General features: G+C 61.1%; 14 protein-coding genes and 1 rRNA gene. 10 read left to right on the forward strand and 5 right to left on the reverse strand.

The window, feature by feature from the left end:
- Positions 1-81 (forward strand): 5S ribosomal RNA (rrf, locus tag L6D74_RS30365); the annotation flags it as partial.
- A gap of 222 nt (positions 82-303) precedes the next feature.
- Positions 304-2196, forward strand: coding sequence for a penicillin-binding protein 2 (mrdA, locus tag L6D74_RS24515; RefSeq protein ID WP_064598181.1), 1893 nt, complete (start codon positions 304-306; stop codon positions 2194-2196).
- Here mrdA and L6D74_RS24520 read toward each other — a convergent pair.
- The gene (locus tag L6D74_RS24520) at positions 2139-3167 is read right to left on the reverse strand and encodes a LysR family transcriptional regulator (RefSeq protein ID WP_236190811.1); all 1029 of its coding nucleotides are present in this window, start codon (positions 3165-3167) and stop codon (positions 2139-2141) included. The two genes, mrdA and L6D74_RS24520, sit on opposite strands and share 58 nt — an antisense overlap.
- Before the next feature lie 144 nt (positions 3168-3311).
- Between L6D74_RS24520 and L6D74_RS24525 the strand changes: the two genes are divergently transcribed.
- Genes L6D74_RS24525 through L6D74_RS24535 form a run of 3 tightly spaced genes read left to right on the forward strand, consistent with a single transcriptional unit; the run spans position 3312 to position 6291 of the window.
- The gene (locus L6D74_RS24525) at positions 3312-4613 is read left to right on the forward strand and encodes an MFS transporter (RefSeq protein WP_236190813.1); all 1302 of its coding nucleotides are present in this window, start codon (positions 3312-3314) and stop codon (positions 4611-4613) included.
- Complete coding sequence (locus tag L6D74_RS24530) at positions 4610-5365, forward strand: class II aldolase/adducin family protein (protein ID WP_064598177.1); 756 nt, start codon at positions 4610-4612, stop codon at positions 5363-5365. Before L6D74_RS24525 ends, L6D74_RS24530 begins: the two co-directional genes overlap by 4 nt.
- Positions 5362-6291: a 2-hydroxyacid dehydrogenase gene (locus L6D74_RS24535; RefSeq protein WP_236190814.1), complete on the forward strand. Its 930-nt coding sequence runs from the start codon at positions 5362-5364 to the stop codon at positions 6289-6291. Before L6D74_RS24530 ends, L6D74_RS24535 begins: the two co-directional genes overlap by 4 nt.
- On the opposite strand, the gene L6D74_RS24540 is transcribed toward L6D74_RS24535, so the two are convergent.
- Positions 6285-7220: a LysR family transcriptional regulator gene (locus L6D74_RS24540; RefSeq protein ID WP_064598173.1), complete on the reverse strand. Its 936-nt coding sequence runs from the start codon at positions 7218-7220 to the stop codon at positions 6285-6287. The two genes, L6D74_RS24535 and L6D74_RS24540, sit on opposite strands and share 7 nt — an antisense overlap.
- A gap of 162 nt (positions 7221-7382) precedes the next feature.
- Here L6D74_RS24540 and L6D74_RS24545 point away from each other — a divergent pair, with 162 nt between their 5' ends.
- From L6D74_RS24545 to L6D74_RS24555, 3 genes are read left to right on the forward strand one after another with little or no spacing between them, the layout of a single operon-like run.
- Positions 7383-8693 (forward strand): MFS transporter, encoded by a 1311-nt coding sequence (locus L6D74_RS24545; protein ID WP_085649314.1) that lies wholly within the window; start codon positions 7383-7385, stop codon positions 8691-8693.
- A 22-nt stretch (positions 8694-8715) separates the two neighbouring features.
- The gene (locus tag L6D74_RS24550; RefSeq protein ID WP_236190815.1) at positions 8716-9954 is read left to right on the forward strand and encodes a Zn-dependent hydrolase; all 1239 of its coding nucleotides are present in this window, start codon (positions 8716-8718) and stop codon (positions 9952-9954) included.
- Positions 9955-9957: 3 nt separating this feature from the next.
- A complete protein-coding gene (locus L6D74_RS24555; protein ID WP_085649312.1) occupies positions 9958-10983 on the forward strand; it encodes a histone deacetylase family protein in 1026 nt (341 codons plus the stop codon).
- A 142-nt stretch (positions 10984-11125) separates the two neighbouring features.
- Here the strand turns inward: L6D74_RS24555 and L6D74_RS24560 are convergent, their stop codons facing one another.
- Together L6D74_RS24560 and L6D74_RS24565 are read right to left on the reverse strand one after the other, a co-directional pair.
- The gene (locus tag L6D74_RS24560; protein WP_236190816.1) at positions 11126-11530 is read right to left on the reverse strand and encodes a lysozyme inhibitor LprI family protein; all 405 of its coding nucleotides are present in this window, start codon (positions 11528-11530) and stop codon (positions 11126-11128) included.
- Between the two features lie 55 nt (positions 11531-11585).
- Complete coding sequence (locus tag L6D74_RS24565; protein WP_236190817.1) at positions 11586-12506, reverse strand: ADP-ribosylglycohydrolase family protein; 921 nt, start codon at positions 12504-12506, stop codon at positions 11586-11588.
- Positions 12507-12702: 196 nt separating this feature from the next.
- Here L6D74_RS24565 and L6D74_RS24570 point away from each other — a divergent pair, with 196 nt between their 5' ends.
- The gene (locus L6D74_RS24570; protein WP_064598144.1) at positions 12703-13191 is read left to right on the forward strand and encodes an SRPBCC family protein; all 489 of its coding nucleotides are present in this window, start codon (positions 12703-12705) and stop codon (positions 13189-13191) included.
- Positions 13184-13999: an aminoglycoside phosphotransferase family protein gene (locus L6D74_RS24575; protein WP_236190818.1), complete on the forward strand. Its 816-nt coding sequence runs from the start codon at positions 13184-13186 to the stop codon at positions 13997-13999. The genes L6D74_RS24570 and L6D74_RS24575 overlap by 8 nt, the downstream gene beginning before the upstream one ends.
- A gap of 290 nt (positions 14000-14289) precedes the next feature.
- Here L6D74_RS24575 and acnA read toward each other — a convergent pair whose 3' ends face one another.
- Positions 14290-17031 carry an aconitate hydratase AcnA gene (gene acnA, locus L6D74_RS24580; protein ID WP_236190819.1) on the reverse strand — a complete coding sequence of 914 codons (2742 nt, stop codon included), beginning with the start codon at positions 17029-17031 and terminating at the stop codon, positions 14290-14292.
- Positions 17032-17100: the final 69 nt, after the last annotated feature.

Below are 17100 nucleotides of genomic sequence, written 5' to 3' on the forward strand. Positions count from 1 at the left end.
CATCCCGAACTCAGAAGTGAAACGATGCATCGCCGATGGTAGTGTGGGGTTTCCCCATGTGAGAGTAGGTCATCGTCAAGATTAAATTCCGAAACCCCAATTGCGAAAGCAGTTGGGGTTTTGTTTTTTCCGCAGGAAAGTGCCTGGAGGAAGCTGAAGCTCCAACCGTCACGATCGCAACCATTGGGGAAATCCCTCTGAAATGACCGCCCGGTTTTTGGTATGGTGCAGCTCGTTTTTTAACGGACTGATGTCATGCCCAAGGATCGGCGCTCATTTTTTTGTCAAAGAGTGGCTGCAGAAATGCCCGAACCCATCCCAATCAAAGATCACGAAAAAGAGACGCGGCTGGTCAACAAACGCCTGATCGCCTGTGCCTTGTTCGTCTTCGCCATTAGTTGCGCCTTGGTGGTGCGCCTGTACATCTTGCAAGTCGTCGAGTTCGACTACCACTCGACCATCTCCGAAAACAATCGTGTCCATGTCCTGCCGATCCCGCCGACACGCGGCCTGATCTACGATCGCAACGGCGTGTTGCTGGCCGACAACCGTCCCAGCTACAACCTGACGATCACAAGAGAACGTGCGACGGACGTCAACCGGGAGCTGGATGAAGTCATCAACCTCCTGCACCTGCCCGCCGAAGACCGCGCAGTCTTCGACAAGGCCATGAAGCAGTCGCGTCACCCGTTTACACCAGTGACGCTGTTCTATGAGCTGACCGAAGAACAGATCGCCGTGCTGGCAGTCAACGAGTTCCGCCTGCCGGGTCTGGATGTCGAGCCGCAATTCGTTCGTAACTATCCATTGGGCGCACACTTCGCACACTCGATCGGCTATGTCGGCCGTATCAACGAAAAAGAATCCAAGACTCTCGATTCTGTCGAATACCGTGGCACCCAATCCATCGGCAAGACCGGTATCGAACGCTTCTACGAGCCGCAACTGCACGGCCACGTCGGTTACGAGGAAGTTGAGACCAATGCTCAGGGCCGCGTACTGCGCGTGCTGAAACACACCGATCCGATACCCGGCAAAAACATCGTTCTGAGCCTTGACGTCAAACTCCAGGAAGCCGCCGAAGCCGCACTGGGCGACCGTCGCGGCTCGGTCGTTGCACTGGACCCCTCGACCGGAGAAGTGCTGGCCATGGTCAGCAACCCGAGCTTCGACCCCAATCTGTTCGTGACCGGTATCAGCTCCAAGGAATACTCCGCGCTGCGTGACTCCATTGACCGCCCGCTGTTCAACCGCGTGTTGCGCGGCCTGTACGCGCCCGGTTCGACGATCAAGCCAGAGGTGGCGATTGCCGGGCTCGACGCCGGCGTGGTCACGCCTCAGACCCGCGTCTTCGATCCGGGTTACTACCAACTGCCTGATTTCGATCACAAGTACCGCAACTGGAACCACAGCGGCGACGGCTGGGTGGACATGGACGCCGCGATCATGCGCTCCAACGACACCTACTTCTACGACCTGGCGCACAAGCTCGGCATCGATCGCCTGCACGACTACATGGCGATGTTCGGCCTCGGCGAGAAAGTCTCGCTCGACATGTTCGAGGAGTCACCCGGCCTGATGCCGTCCCAAGCCTGGAAACGTGCAACTCGTCGTCAGGCCTGGTTCCCTGGCGAGACGGTGATTCTCGGTATCGGCCAGGGCTACATGCAAGTCACGCCACTGCAACTGGCCCAGGCCACCGCGTTGATCGCCAACAAGGGCGTCTGGAACCGTCCGCATCTGGCCAAGACCGTCGACGGTGTAGCACCGGTGGACGAACACCCGATGCCGAATATCCTACTAAAGGATCCCCGTGACTGGGAACAGGTCAATCATGGCATGCAGATGGTGATGCACGATGCCCGAGGCATTGCCCGTGCGGCGGCGGCCGGTGCGCAATACCGCATCGCCGGCAAGAGCGGTACGGCGCAGGTGGTGGCGATCAAGCAGGGCGAGCGCTACAACCGCGAGAAAACCCTCGAACGTCACCGTGACAACGCGTTGTTCGTTGGCTTTGCGCCCGCCGAACATCCGAAGATCGTGATCTCGGTGATGATCGAAAACGGCGAGGCCGGTGGCCGCGTTGCAGGTCCCGTAGTGCGGCAGATCATGGACGCCTGGCTACTCGACCAGGACGGTCACCTCAAGCCGCAATACGCGGCGCCGACCAAAGCGCCGGGCGATCCCCACGTGTAACCTGCCGCAGCTTCACAGCACGGCTCACGCAAGCTGAGCATGTGCTGGAAGCTGTCGAGGAACACCGTTTCCGCCTGAGTCATCTTTTGCTCGCGATTCCACAGCAGCTGGATATCAAAATCCACCACCCCATCCTCCGGCGGCAAGCGCCACAACAAACCCTGTTCGACATCCCTTCGCACCAGGTGAATCGGTAGACAGCCAATCCCGAACCCCGCACAGATCAGGCGGTAAATCTCTTCGAAACTGGTGGAGGATGCGACAATCTTGCCGGTAAAGCCCTGTTGATCACGAAACAGCGTCAACGGCGAAAGATTGCCGCCGAGCTGATCACTGGTGAAGCTGACAAAGTTCTCTGCCGCGAGTTGCTCCAGCGTCAGATTCTGCTGCCCGAACAGCCGGTGCCGCTGCCCGCAAAAGTACGCATAGCGCTCACGAAACAAAACCCGTTGTTCCAGCCTCGGCTGCGGTAGACGACACAATCCGACACCTACCGTAGCGGTCTTTTGCAGCAATGAACTGATGATGTTCGAGCTGCCCATCACCTCGACTTCCAGCTCGATTTTCGGGTGAGTTTCGTGGAAATCCGCAAGAAACTCATCGTAATGCCGCGCCTGCACGCCACTGACGGTCAGAATGCGGATCTTGCCCACGACATCGTCATGACGGTTCTCGAGCACGGTGCCCAAACGGGAAATATCGCCGTAGATATCCGCCGCAATCCGCAGGACTTCTTCCCCGGTTTCCGTCAGATCAAAGCGCCTTCCACTGCGCGCAATCAACACACAATCCAGTTGTTCTTCGAGACGTTTCAACGCCTGGCTGACTGCCGACTGGGTAATGTGCAAGCGTGCAGCAGCACGGCTCATGCTGCCTTCCTGCCCTATCACCAGATACGTGCGGAGCAGGTTCCAGTCCAGCCGGTCATTGAGAAAACGCCGGCCAATCCAGGGATTTGCGGAGGAGGTCATGTAGTAGCCACGCTAATAGTAAAGATAAGTTTTTGAAAATTGACTAATCCTTTCACGGAAGCGATAAAGCCCACAAGCGCCACAGAGCGCGACCGTCAGCCGCCTCGACACCTGCCCAAAACTATAAATACACAGGGTTCTTGCATGCACACCACCGCTCAGCCGCGTCGCGCCGCGGCCGCTGCCTTCATTGGCACGACCATCGAGTTCTACGATTTCTACATCTACGCCACCGCCGCCGCGCTGGTGCTCGGGCAAGTGTTCTTTCCCAGCAGCGACCCGGTGACCAGCACCCTCGCCGCGTTCGGCAGTTTTGCTGTCGGCTTCATCGCCCGCCCGATGGCCGGGATGGTGTTCGGTCATTTGGGCGATCGTCTCGGTCGCAAGAAAATGCTGCTGGTGACCATGGCGTTGATGGGCTTGGCCACGGCGGGTATCGGTATGTTGCCGAGCTACGCCAGCGTCGGCATCTGGGCGCCCATCGGACTGATCGCGTTGCGCCTGATTCAGGGCATTTCCGTCGGCGGCGAGTGGGGCGGGGCAGTGTTGATGGCTAGTGAGCACGCCCCGGCCAAGCGTAAAACCTTCTATGCCTCCTTTGCACAACTCGGCAGCCCGGCGGGTTTGCTGCTGGCGTTGATCGCGTTTCGACTGGTGACGTCGCTGTCGCCGGAAGACTTCCTCGCCTGGGGTTGGCGTCTACCGTTTCTTGCCAGCGGCGTGCTAATGATGGTCGGCCTGATGATCCGCTCCGGGGTGCATGAATCGCCGGAATTCGCCAAGGCCAAGGACAACAACGAAACCGCTAAATACCCAGTGAAAGACGTGATCCGTCAGTGCTGGCGGCAGATCCTGTTCGCCGCGGCCGCAGTCACCATCGGTTCGGCCGGGTTCTTCTTCACCAACACCTTCATGATCACCTACGTCACCCAATATCAGGGCATTCCGCGCGCGACCATTCTCGACTGCCTGTTCCTGGTGACAGTCATTCAACTGCTGTCGCAACCGTTATCGGCACTGCTCGCCGAGCGTATCGGCGAAGGCCGATTCCTGATGTTGGTGGCGTTGCTGTGCATGGGCACGCCGTACCCGATGTTCCTGCTGGTCGGCACTCAAAACATTCTGTTGATGACCCTCGGCATCGCTGTCGCGGTGGTGATTCTTTCGGCATTGTACGCGGTGATTGCCGGGTACATGACCCAGGCCTTCCCGGTGCACCTGCGTTACTCGGGTATTTCCATCGCTTACCAGTTGAGTTGTGCAGTGGCCGGCGGCACCACGCCGCTGATCGGCACGCTGCTGGCCAGCAAGTTCTCCGGACAGTGGCTGCCATTGGCGGTGTTCTTCACGCTGCTGTCCGCCCTGTCTCTGATCGGTGTCTGCGGCCTCGCGCGCTTGCGGGCCAACCCGGTCGTCCTTCATACCAACAAAGAGGTGTATTCGTGAGTAAGCCCGCCCACATTGACCCGATCGAATGGCAAGCCCGTTGCGAGCTCGCGGCGTTGTACCGATTGATCGCGCACTTTCGTATGACCGACCTGATCGACACCCACATCACCCTGCGGATTCCGGGGCCTGAGCACCATTTCCTGATCAACCGCTACGGCGTGATTTTCGACCGCATGCGCGCCTCCGATCTGGTGCGCATCGATCAGGACGGGCGCATCGTCGATCCTGAGTACGCCGGGCATCGGGTCAACGCTGCCGGCTTCGTGATCCACTCGGCGATCCACATGGCGCGGCCGGATCTGAACTGCGTGATTCACACCCACACCGCCGCCGGCATGGCTGTCGCCGCGCAGAAACAGGGCCTGCTGCCGATCAGTCAACACGCGTTGAAGTTCTACGGAAAACTCGCTTACCACACCTACGAAGGTATCGCTCTGTCGCTGGACGAGCGCGATCGGTTGATCGCCGACCTCGGCCCGCACCGGGCGATGATCCTGCGCAATCACGGCCTGCTGGTCGGCGGTTCGAGCGTGGCCCAGGCATTCCAGGAAATCCACTTTCTGGAGCGCGCCTGCCAGGCTCAAGTGCAAGCGCTGGCCGGCGGTTGCGAGCTGCATTTCCCGTCGCCGGAAGTCTGTGCCCACACCGCCGAACAGTTCGACCGCGATGAGCAGGACAACATCATCGACCTGGCCTGGGAGGCCGCATTGACCCTGATCGAATCCCAGCGCGAGTCCTATCTGTCATGAACACCGTTGCACTGATGTCCCGCGATACGCTGTTGCTCAAACAAATGCAGGAAGCTTTTGCCCGCTGTGCGCCGCAGCTTTCGGCGGTGCTGGCCGACGATCCCCGGGCGGCGACTGCGCAGATCGCGGCGTGCTGGTTTCCGCTGCCGGACAGCCTCGCCGCGTTGCCTAATCTGCAAGTGATTCACTCGGTCGCCGCCGGCATTGATCACCTGGAGCACGATCCGTCGTGCCCGGATTTGCCAGTGTGCAGGGTAGTTGATCCCGGCCATCGCCAAGGCATGACCGAGTATGTGCGCTGGGCGGTGATTCACTTTCATCGCGGCTTCGATCAAGTGCTCGAGCAACAACGCCAACAGCATTGGGAGCGACCGCTGCAACGCCCGGCCCGTGAGTTCCGGATCGGTGTGATGGGGCTCGGCTCGCTCGGCAGCGCGATTGCCCAAGACCTGGCCAGTGCCGGTTACGAGGTGCGTGGCTGGGCGCGCAGCAAAAAGGATTTACCGGGCGTGCAGACCTTTGCCGGCACCGGTGCCTTCCACCCGTTCCTCGACGGTGTGGAATTGCTGATCAATCTGTTGCCGCTGACTCACGAGACTCGCGGCATCCTCAATCGCCAGACTTTCGAGCACTTGGCAAACGGCGCGGCGCTGGTCAACGTCGGGCGCGGCGGGCACCTGAATATCGAGGATCTGCGACAAGCGCTGGCCCGTGGAAAACTGCGCGGGGCGCTGCTCGATGTCTTCGAACAGGAACCGCTGCCCGCCGATCATCCACTGTGGAAAACCCCGGGCGTGACCATCACTCCGCACATGGCTTCGGCAGCCTCCCACGATTGCATCGCCGATCAGATCGCCGAGAACTTCCGCCGTTTGAATGCCGGCGAGCCGCTGCTCAACAGCGCGGATCGCCTGCTCGGTTACTGATCCGCCAGGCAGGCCTGCAAGCGTTCGATGAACAGCGTTTCGGCGCGGCTCAAGCGCTGGTCGCGGTTCCACAGCAGATGAATGTCGACATCGGCAATACCCTCGTGGGGCGGCAGGCGCCAGAGCAATCCGGCCTCGACGTCCGCTGCCACCACGTGCTCCGGCAGGCAACCGATACCGAACCCGGCGATCACCAGTCGCCGTACTTCTTCCAGGCTCGGCGATGACGCAACGATGCGTCCGCTGAAGCCCTGTTGATCGCGAAAAATCGTCAGCGGCGAGAGCATGCCGCCAATCTGGTCGCTGGTGAAACTGACGAAATTCTCACGCTGCAAATCGCCTTCGCCGATGTCCTGTCGGCCAAACAGCGCGTGGTGTTTGCCACAGAAGAACGCATAGCGTTGACGCAGAAACAGACGCTGTTCCAGACGCGGTTGCGGGCGGCGATTGAGGCTAAGGCCGAGCGTCGCGGTTTTCTCCTGAAGGGCGCTGACGATGTCCGAACTGCGCATCACATCGACCTCCAGATCCACCCGTGGATACTGCCGATGAAAGTCAGCGAGGAAGTCATCGAAGCGCTCGGAAAAGATCCGGCTGATGATCAGCAGTCGCACCTTGCCGATCACTTCGTCAGCTGGTTGCTCCAGCAGGCTGCTGACCTGGGACATTTGCCCGTAGATCTCGCCGGCCAGTTCGAAGATCTGCTCGCCGACTTCGGTGAGGGCAAAGCGTGGGCCGCGCCGGGCGATTAGCTGGCGACCCAGTTGCTCCTCCAGACGCTTGAGTGCCTGGCTCACCGCCGGCTGCGTCAGGTGCAGACGCGCGGCGGCGCGGCTGATGCTCAGCTCCTGGCCGATCACCCGGAAGGTGCGCAAAAGGTTCCAGTCCAGGCGGTCGTTGAGCAGGCGTTGGACATCGCGTTCGGCCATGGCGGCTCTCGATTATAAGGTGAGGTAATACTCGGAATAATAAATAGAAAATTGACTAATCATAGCCCCGGGACGATAAATCACCCCACGACAGGCGCCGCCAGAGCGCCTTGGATTTACGTTTTCCTCCTGCCAAAAAAACAATCAAAGGAGCCCGACCCAATGAAGCCCCACGCTTCGAACCAGCCGCGCCGTGCGGCGGCCGCAGCCTTCATCGGCACCATGATCGAGTGGTACGACTTTTACATCTACGCCACCGCCGCCGCGCTGGTGTTCGGCGCGCTGTTCTTTCCCTCCGACGATCCGCTGTTCAGCACCATGGCGGCGTTCGGCACCTTCGCCGTGGGCTTCTTCGCCCGGCCGTTGGGCGGGATCATCTTCGGCCATATCGGCGACCGCATCGGCCGCAAGAAATCCCTGATCATCACGCTGCTCATGATGGGTGTGGTCACGGTGTGCATCGGTCTGCTGCCGACCTACGCGCAGATCGGCGCGGCAGCACCGGTGCTGCTGATTCTGTTGCGCATCGTCCAGGGCATTGCCGTCGGTGGTGAGTGGGGCGGGGCGGTGTTGATGGCCGGTGAGCATGCGCCGAAGGGGCGGCGCAATTTCTTCGCCTCGTTCGCGCAACTGGGCAGTCCGGCGGGTCTGATCCTGTCGCTGCTGGCCTTCAGTGCCGTGACCCGTTTGCCGGAAGAAGACCTGATGAGCTGGGGCTGGCGCCTGCCGTTCCTCGCCAGTGCGCTGTTGCTGCTGGTGGGTCTGGCGATTCGTCTGGGCGTGAATGAGTCACCGGAATTCCTCGCCAGCCGCGAGCAGGCCAGCAAGCAAATCAAGAAAGAACAGGCGCCGGTAATGGAAGTCCTGCGCACCGCATGGCGCCCATTGTTGCTGTGCATCGGTGCCAACACGCTGGGCATCGCCGGGGTGTATTTCACCAACACCTTCATGATCGCCTACACCACTCAGCAACTGGCGCTGCCACGTTCGCTGATTCTCGAATGCCTGTTCTTCGTCGCGATCATCCAGTTCTGCATTCAGCCGCTGGCCGCGTGGACGGCGGAGAAGATCGGCGCGACGCGTTTCCTTTGCTTGGTATCGCTGCTGGCGATGGCCTCGCCGTATCCGATGTTCGTGCTGGTCAGCTCGGCCCAGGCGCCGCTGATCATCCTCGGCATCGCGCTGGCGGTGGTGTGCATGGCCTCGTTCTATGCGGTGATCGCCGGTTATGTCAGCGGCATGTTCGAGACCCGCGTGCGCTACACCGCGATCTCGTTGGCCTATCAGATCTGCGGCGCGGTGGCCGGTGGGCTGACGCCGCTGATCGGCACGATGCTCGCTCACAAGTTCACCGGGCAGTGGTGGCCGATGGCGGTGTTCTACAGCCTGATCGCCGGCATTTCGCTGGTGTGCGTGCTGTCCCTCGCCCGTCGTCACGCCAGTGCTCATCGCGCGGAACTGGCCCGTGCCTGACCCGGAATTTCAGGAGAACCTCATGTTGAAAATCAATGGCGAACGCCTGTGGGCGAGCCTGATGGCCATGGCCGAAATCGGTGCAACAGCCCGAGGCGGCAGCTGCCGTCTTGCATTGAGCGACGAAGACAAGGCCGGGCGCGAGCTGTTCGCCCACTGGTGCCGCGAAGCCGGCATGACCCTGAGCGTGGATGCCATCGGCAACCTGTTCGCCCGTCGCGCCGGCACCGATCCGGACGCCGCGCCGGTGATGATGGGCAGCCACCTCGACACCCAGCCCGAAGGCGGGCGTTTCGACGGCGTCTACGGCGTACTCGCAGGATTGGAAGTGGTACGTTGCCTCAATGACCTGAACATCCAGACCCGCAAACCGCTGGAAGTGGCGGTATGGACCAACGAAGAAGGCGCACGCTTCACCCCGGCCATGTTCGGCTCGGCGGTGTTCACCGGGATCATGGATCTGAACGCTGCGCTGGCGGTGCGTGATGTCGATGGCATCAGCGTCGCAGAAGCTTTGCAGCGTACCGGTTACGCCGGTGATCGCCCGTTGGGAGGCGCGGTGGACGCGTATTTTGAAGCGCACATCGAACAAGGCCCGATCCTCGAGGACAACGTCAAAAGCATCGGCGTGGTCACGGGCGGTCAGGCGATCCGCTGGCTGGACGTGCGCGTGGAAGGCATGGCTGCCCACGCCGGTACCACGCCGATGCCGCTGCGCAAAGACGCGCTGTACGGGGTGGCGCGGATGATTCAGGCCATCGAAGGTCTGGCCGCTGATTTTGCCCCGGAAGGCCTGACCACGGTCGGCGAGTTGAGTATCAACAAGTCCTCGCGCAACACCATTCCGGGGTTGGTGAATTTCACCGTCGATCTGCGTCATCACCGCGACGACGCCATTGCCACCATGGAGCAACAAGTCCGCGCCCGCCTGCAGGCGATCGCCGATGGGCGAGGTCTGAATCTGACGATCACCCCGCACTGGATCAGCCCGGCCACACCGTTCGACGCCGAGTGCGTGGCGGCGGTGCAAGAAGCGGTAGATGCGCTGGGCTACGCTCAGCAGTCGATTGTCAGCGGCGCCGGGCATGACGCGATTCATCTTGCACGCTACTGCCCGACGGCGATGGTGTTCATCCCGTGCGTTGGCGGCCTGAGCCACAACGAAGCCGAAGACGTGTTGCCCGAAGATGTGAAGCAGGGCACCGATGTATTGCTCAACGCCGTGCTGGCCCGCGCCGGTCGAATCGAACAGGGAGCCTGAACCATGCGCAGTTTTTTCCACCCCGAACAATTGCTCCACCATCCACGCAGCTATTACTCGCGGGGGCAGATGCGCACGCCGCAGGAAGTCCCCGAGCGTGCGCAACGTCTGGTGCAGGCCGCCCACGGTTTGGGTTTCAGTGTCGAGCAGCCGATCGATGCCGGCCTCGCACCGTTGCTGGCGGTACACGGTGCGCCGTATCTGACGTTCCTTCAGGAAGCGCATGCACGCTGGAAAGAAATCCCCGAAGACTGGGGCGATGAAGTGATGTCGAACATCTTCGTCCGCGAGCCCAACGCCTTGCGCGGCATCCTCGCCCAGGCGGCGCGCTATCTGGCGGACGGCAGTTGCCCGGTCGGCGAGCAGACCTGGCGTTCCGCCTACTGGTCGGCGCAAAGCGCAGTGGCCGGTGCGCAAGCCTTGATCGATGGCGAGCCGGCGGCCTACGCCTTGTGCCGTCCGCCGGGGCACCATGCCCGTGCCGAAGCGGCGGGCGGTTTCTGCTACGTGAACAACGCGGCGGTGGCGGCGCAGGTGCTGCGTGACAAGTTTGAAAAAGTCGCCGTACTCGATACCGACATGCACCACGGTCAGGGCATCCAGGAGATTTTCTACGACCGCGATGACGTGCTCTACGTCTCGGTGCATGGCGATCCGACCAACTTCTACCCGGGCGTCGCCGGGTTCGCCGACGAACGCGGCAGCGGCGCGGGGGAGGGCTTCAATCTCAACCTGCCGATGGCCCATGGTTCAAGCGAAGCGGATTTTCTTGGGCAACTGGACGTCGCATTGAACGCGGTGCGCGAGTTCGGCGCCGAGGTGCTGGTGCTGTCGCTGGGTTTCGATATCTATGAGCTGGACCCACAAAGCAAAGTCGCCGTGACTCGTGAGGGCTTTGCGGTACTGGGTGAGCGGATCCGCAGCCTGGATCTGCCATGCCTGATCGTGCAGGAGGGCGGTTATCACCTGGAAAGTCTCGAAGACAATGCCCGAGCGTTTTTCGTGAATGGCGAGGTGTGGCAACGCTGAGGCACCCCACCTGCCGTAGCGCCGGTGGTGCTTGCCATCGCCCTGAAGCCATCGCGAGCAAGCTCGCTCCCACATTTGAAATGCGGTTCAAATGTGGGAGCGAGCTTGCCCGCGAAGAGGCCCTCGAAACCGCTACAGAAAGTCAGGCCCCGGGTACCGGACAGCTCATGTCACCTTCCTCACACTTCAAATACTGCTTGAGCGCCTCGGTTCGCGTCTTTGTCACTGAGGTGATGCAATTGTTGTAGATCAACGGATAAACACTCCCGCCTGCCACCCCGGATGCCGAAAACTTGCACTCGGCATCGCGAAAGCCGATCCATGCCCGTTGCGCGCTCACCAGCATTTTTTTGCCCTCAGTGTTGTCCTTCAGCCGAGCTGTGATCTGTTGATAAACCGTATTCAACTCCTTGTCCGCCGTCTTGTTTTCCTGCGCGGCGCACTGATTCATCGTCGCCTGATCGCTGGCATTGGCGCAGTCCACGGCGGCGTGGACGACGGAAGTGAAAAGAAAGGGTGTCAGGGCCAGAAGCAGGCGTGGGGACATGAGTCATCTCGCTTTGATGAATGAACTTGCCGGGCAGTTTAGCGGCTTCGTCGCGCTAACAAGGTGTGCGATGTCTGGATGCGTTGAGCAACCGTTCGGCAGTCGCCGCAATTTCCTCTCCGTCATGTAGTTTTTCCAGCCACGCGGACGGGATTCCCTGCACGCCGTAATGGGCACCGGCCAACTGACCGACGATGGCGGCCGTGGTGTCCGCGTCATCGCCCAGATTCGCCGCTTGCAGGACGGCGGTGGCAAAACTGTCGGTGTGCTGGAAGCACCATAACGCCGCTTCCAGGGATTCGACGCAGTAGCCGCTGCCGCGAATGTCGCGCTCGGTCTTGTGCAGGTAGTTACCCCGGGCAATCGCCGCCACCTTGGGCTGGTTGAAGGATGTTTGCGGCAGAGTGCGCAGTTGCGCTTTCGATGCGCCTTCCAGGGCCTTGCAGAGCAGTTCGGCAAACAACTGGCAACATTCGATGGCCTCGGGCGCCGCGTGTGTGGTGCGTGAACTGTCGGCGGCGAATCGCCTGATTTGCCGGGCATCGGGGAAATAAAACAGAACCACGGGCACCAGTCGCATCAACGAGCCATTGCCGGCGCTATCGGGATCGGTGGAGCCGGCAAACGGCTCTCCGGTGTGTTGATAGCGATCCAGCGCCTGGCTCACGGTCATGCCAATGTCGAAGCATTCGCCGGTCGAGCTCAGGTAACCCCATTGCCACCAGTTCAGATAGCGGCCCATCTGATCAGCGGCATCGAATGCGTTCTTGTTCAGCAGACTTTCAGCCAGGCACAACGCCATCGAGGTGTCGTCGGTCCATTGTCCGGGCTTCAAGTGAAAAGGCCCGCCACCGACCATGTCGGTCAGGGGCTGGAAGCTGCCGCGAGGTTGGAATTCGACGGTGGTTCCCACGGCATCGCCGCAGGCCAGGCCGAGCAGGGCGCCACGGTAACGTTCGGGGAGGGAGGGCTGCATGATGACGTCCTTGTGTCGTTCAATTCGCTGGGAACGTTAGCAGTTTCGCCGCGCCGATCCGTGCGCATTCTGACGAACCGGTGATCCAAAATACTGCCGGATATTTCAATCAGACCCGACCGTTGCACTGGATTGATACAACTTCGGATTGGACATGTGGTCATACAAGCCTACTGTTCAAAACAGGAGGTGACGTATGAAACCAGTACCCAACAGCTTTGAACGTAAGATCATGCTCAGGTCGCCGCGCTCCCATGTCTGGCGCGCCCTGGTCGATGCCGAGGCGTTCGGCCAGTGGTTCGGCGTTGCGCTGGAGGGCCGGCGGTTTATCGCGGGCGAATGGACGCAAGGGCAGGTCACGTACCCCGGTTATGAACATGTGTTGTGGAACGTGCTGGTGGAGCGGGTCGAGCCGCAGCAGTTGTTCTCCTTCCGTTGGCACCCCTACGCGGTGAACCCGAAAATCGACTACTCCCAGGAACCGACCACGCTGGTCAGATTCGAATTGCAGGACTACGAGAACGGTACGTTGCTGAAAGTCTCCGAATCCGGTTTCGCGCACATTCCCGACGTGCGCCAGAAAGAAGCGTATTACATGGACAGCCGGGGCTGGGAGGAACAGTTGAGTCGACTTGAACACTTCCTCACGGAGAGCGAACGGGCCCGCGAGCGTGAGGGTGGCTGATCTCGGCCTGTTCACGCCGTGGCTGGAACGCTGGGCGCTGACGCCGGACGGTGAGCCGGTCATCACCCCGGGCAGCCGCCTGTTACCTGTGCGTCAGGGCAATACTCCGGCGATGCTGAAAGTCGCGGTGGACGAGGAGGAAAAGTACGGCAACCTGCTGATGACCTGGTGGGGCGGCGACGGTGCCGCCCGGGTGCTCGCCCATCACGACGAGAGCCTGTTGCTGGAGCGGGCCATGGGCCAGCGTTCGCTGATGCACATGGCGCTCAACGGCGAAGACGACGAAGCCACACGGATCATGTGTCGAGCGCTGGCGCACCTGCACGCACCGCGACCGACGCCGCCACCGCCGTTGGTGGAGCTGGCGCCGTGGTTTGCATCATTAACAATGGCCGCGGTCCGATACGGCGGCCAATACACCGAATGCCTGCAAATCGCCGAGACCTTGCTCGCCGAACCGCAGGACGTGGTGGTGCTGCACGGCGACATGCACCACGACAATGTCCTCGATTTCGGCCCACGGGGCTGGCTGGCCATCGACCCCAAGCGGGTGCGGGGCGAGCGTGGTTATGACTACGCCAACCTGATCTGCAACCCGGAACTGCCGACGGCCACCGATCCGGAGCGCTTTCAGCGGCAAGTCGAGGTGATCTGCGCAACAGCGGGCATCGAGCGAAGCCGCTTGCTGCAATGGGTATTGGCCTTTGCCGGACTGTCTGCCGCATGGTTCATGGAGGATGACGAGCAAAAAGCCGCCGCCGGGCAGCTGAAAGTCGCACAACTGGCGGCTTCCGCGCTCAATGCCTGACACGCCTAAGGGTTTTCGGAAGGCGCGCTATGGCGAATGTCTTACACGCGATAGTAGCTTTTTCGACTATTGCCGATTGGATCCACAGCGTAATCTAGCCTCATCAACTGAAGCACAGGGAGTGTTTCAGGATCACGGATGATCGACCATTAGCAAGGATCGCTGCCGACAGGGAGTCGATAATGGTCTTGGGAAAAACCCGCTTCGGCGGGTTTTTTTTCGTCTGCAGAAAAGTGCCGTGCTCAAACAGAAACACCGCCGATCTGGCGGTGTTTCTGCATCTGCAGGTCTTACGAGGCGATCAACTGGCGCAACACGTAATGCAGAATCCCGCCGGACTTGAAGTACTCCACCTCGTTCAAGGTGTCGATGCGGCACAGCACTTCGATTTTCTCCTGCCGTCCGTCTTCACGGGTGATGACCAGGCTCAGGTTCATCCGTGGCGTCAGCTCGACACCGCTCAGGCCCTGGATATCCAGGGTTTCCTTGCCGGTGAGGTTCAGGCTCTTGCGGTTCTGATCCAGTTTGAACTGCAACGGCAGCACGCCCATGCCCACCAGGTTGGAACGGTGAATGCGCTCGAAGCTTTCGGCGATCACCGCTTTCACGCCCAGCAGGTTGGTGCCCTTGGCGGCCCAGTCGCGACTGGAACCGGTGCCGTATTCTTGCCCGGCAATCACTACCAGCGGCGTACCCGACGCCTGATAGCGCATGGCGGCGTCGTAGATCGCCAGTTTCTCGCCGGTCGGAATGTAGAGGGTGTTGCCACCTTCTTCGCCGCCGAGCATTTCGTTGCGGATACGGATATTGGCAAACGTGCCGCGCATCATCACTTCGTGGTTGCCCCGGCGCGAGCCGTAGGAGTTGAAGTCCCGTGGCTCGACGCCTTGCTCGCGCAGGTAACGCCCGGCCGGGCTGTCGGCCTTGATGTTGCCGGCGGGGGAGATGTGGTCGGTGGTCACCGAATCGCCCAATAGCGCCAGCACTCGCGCACCTTTCTCATCGGCGATCACCGGCAATGGCCCGGCAATGTCATCGAAGAACGGCGGATGCTGGATGTAGGTCGAATCCGCCTGCCAGACGTAGGTCGCGGCTTGCGGGACTTCGATGGCTTGCCACTGTTCGTCACCGGCAAACACCTCGGCGTATTCCTTGTGGAACATCGCCGTGTTGACCTGATTTACCGCGTCGGCGATTTCCTTGCTGCTCGGCCAGATGTCACGCAGGTACACCGGGTTACCTTGCTGGTCGTTACCCAGCGGTTCGCTGCTGATATCGGTGCGCACAGTGCCGGCCAGGGCGTAGGCGACCACCAGCGGCGGTGACGCCAGCCAGTTGGTTTTCACCAGCGGATGCACCCGGCCTTCAAAGTTGCGGTTGCCGGACAGCACCGATGCCACGGTCAGATCGGCTTTCTGGATGGCTTTTTCGATCGGTTCCGGCAGCGGTCCGGAGTTGCCGATGCAAGTGGTGCAGCCGTAACCCACCAGTGAAAACCCGAGCTGGTCGAGGTACTGCGTCAGCCCGGCGGCCTTGTAGTAATCGGTGACCACTTTCGACCCCGGTGCCAGCGAACTCTTCACCCACGGCTTGCGGGTCAGGCCTTTTTCCACGGCTTTTTTCGCCAGCAGCCCGGCAGCCATCATTACGCTGGGGTTGGAGGTGTTGGTGCAGGAGGTGATCGCGGCAATCACCACGGCACCGTTTTTCAGGCGATAGGTGTGGCCGTCGTACTCGTAATCCGTTTCGCCGACCAGATCGGCATTGCCCACCGCCACGCCACCACCGCCTTCGCTTTCAAGACGTCCTTCTTCCTTGCTGGTGGGTTTGAACTGCAAGTCGAGGAAGTCGCTGAACGCCTGGCCGACATTCGGCAGCGAGACGCGGTCCTGCGGGCGTTTCGGCCCGGCGAGGCTGGCTTCGACGCTGCCCATGTCCAGCGCCAGGCTGTCGGTGAACACCGGTTCCTGACCGGGCAGGCGCCACAGGCCCTGAGCCTTGGTGTAGGCCTCGACCAGCTTCACCACTTCAGGCGGACGGCCGGACAGGCGCAGGTAGTCAAGGGTCACGTCATCCACCGGGAAGAAGCCGCACGTCGCGCCATATTCCGGGGCCATGTTGGCGATGGTTGCGCGGTCGGCCAGCGGCAGGTCGGCGAGGCCGTCGCCATAGAACTCGACGAATTTGCCGACCACGCCTTTCTTGCGCAGCATCTGGGTGACGGTCAGCACCAGGTCGGTGGCGGTGATGCCTTCCTTTAGTTTGCCGGTAAGTTTGAAACCAATCACTTCCGGAATCAGCATCGACACCGGCTGCCCGAGCATCGCCGCTTCCGCCTCGATCCCGCCGACGCCCCAGCCGAGTACGCCGAGGCCGTTGATCATGGTGGTGTGGGAGTCGGTGCCGACCAGGGTGTCGGGGAAGGCATAAGTGCGGCCGTCTTCGTCCTTGGTCCACACGGTGCGGCCGAGGTATTCGAGGTTGACCTGGTGGCAGATCCCGGTGCCCGGCGGCACCACGCTGAAGTTATCGAAGGCGCTCTGGCCCCAGCGCAGGAAGGCGTAGCGTTCGCCGTTGCGCTGCATTTCGATGTCGACGTTCTGTTCGAAGGCGCTGGCGCTGGCGAACTTGTCGACCATCACCGAGTGGTCGATCACCAGATCCACCGGCGACAGCGGGTTGATTCGCTGCGGATCACCACCGGCCTTGGCCATGGCGGCGCGCATCGCGGCCAGATCGACCACGGCGGGTACGCCGGTAAAGTCCTGCATCAGCACGCGGGCCGGGCGGTACTGGATTTCCCGGTCGGAGCGGCGCTCCTTGAGCCACGCGGCAATGGCCTTGAGGTCGGCGCCGGTGACGGTTTTTTCATCTTCCCAGCGCAGCAGGTTTTCCAGCAGGACTTTCAGCGACATCGGCAGCCTGTCGAGATCGCCCAAGGTCTTGGCGGCATCCGGCAGGCTGAAATAGTGGTAAGTCTTGTCATCGACTTTGAGGGTTTTCAGAGAATTCAGACTATCGAGGGACGGCATTACGATCACTCCTTTGAATCCGCACGGCTACGGATTGAGGGGACGGGCAGAGCTATCAACGTAGCCCTG

Source organism: Pseudomonas pharyngis (assembly GCF_021602345.1).
GTDB lineage: Bacteria > Pseudomonadota > Gammaproteobacteria > Pseudomonadales > Pseudomonadaceae > Aquipseudomonas > Aquipseudomonas pharyngis.

What these genes read in the sequence shown, in the direction of transcription:
- mrdA (WP_064598181.1), top strand. Translation starts at nt 304, where the DNA reads ATGCCCGAACCCATCCCAATCAAAGATCACGAAAAAGAGACGCGGCTG.
- L6D74_RS24560 (WP_236190816.1), bottom strand. Translation starts at nt 11,530, where the DNA reads ATGTCCCCACGCCTGCTTCTGGCCCTGACACCCTTTCTTTTCACTTCC.
- L6D74_RS24550 (WP_236190815.1), top strand. Translation starts at nt 8,716, where the DNA reads ATGTTGAAAATCAATGGCGAACGCCTGTGGGCGAGCCTGATGGCCATG.
- acnA (WP_236190819.1), bottom strand. Translation starts at nt 17,031, where the DNA reads ATGCCGTCCCTCGATAGTCTGAATTCTCTGAAAACCCTCAAAGTCGAT.
- L6D74_RS24565 (WP_236190817.1), bottom strand. Translation starts at nt 12,506, where the DNA reads ATGCAGCCCTCCCTCCCCGAACGTTACCGTGGCGCCCTGCTCGGCCTG.
- L6D74_RS24555 (WP_085649312.1), top strand. Translation starts at nt 9,958, where the DNA reads ATGCGCAGTTTTTTCCACCCCGAACAATTGCTCCACCATCCACGCAGC.
- L6D74_RS24540 (WP_064598173.1), bottom strand. Translation starts at nt 7,220, where the DNA reads ATGGCCGAACGCGATGTCCAACGCCTGCTCAACGACCGCCTGGACTGG.
- L6D74_RS24570 (WP_064598144.1), top strand. Translation starts at nt 12,703, where the DNA reads ATGAAACCAGTACCCAACAGCTTTGAACGTAAGATCATGCTCAGGTCG.
- L6D74_RS24525 (WP_236190813.1), top strand. Translation starts at nt 3,312, where the DNA reads ATGCACACCACCGCTCAGCCGCGTCGCGCCGCGGCCGCTGCCTTCATT.
- L6D74_RS24545 (WP_085649314.1), top strand. Translation starts at nt 7,383, where the DNA reads ATGAAGCCCCACGCTTCGAACCAGCCGCGCCGTGCGGCGGCCGCAGCC.
- L6D74_RS24535 (WP_236190814.1), top strand. Translation starts at nt 5,362, where the DNA reads ATGAACACCGTTGCACTGATGTCCCGCGATACGCTGTTGCTCAAACAA.
- L6D74_RS24520 (WP_236190811.1), bottom strand. Translation starts at nt 3,167, where the DNA reads ATGACCTCCTCCGCAAATCCCTGGATTGGCCGGCGTTTTCTCAATGAC.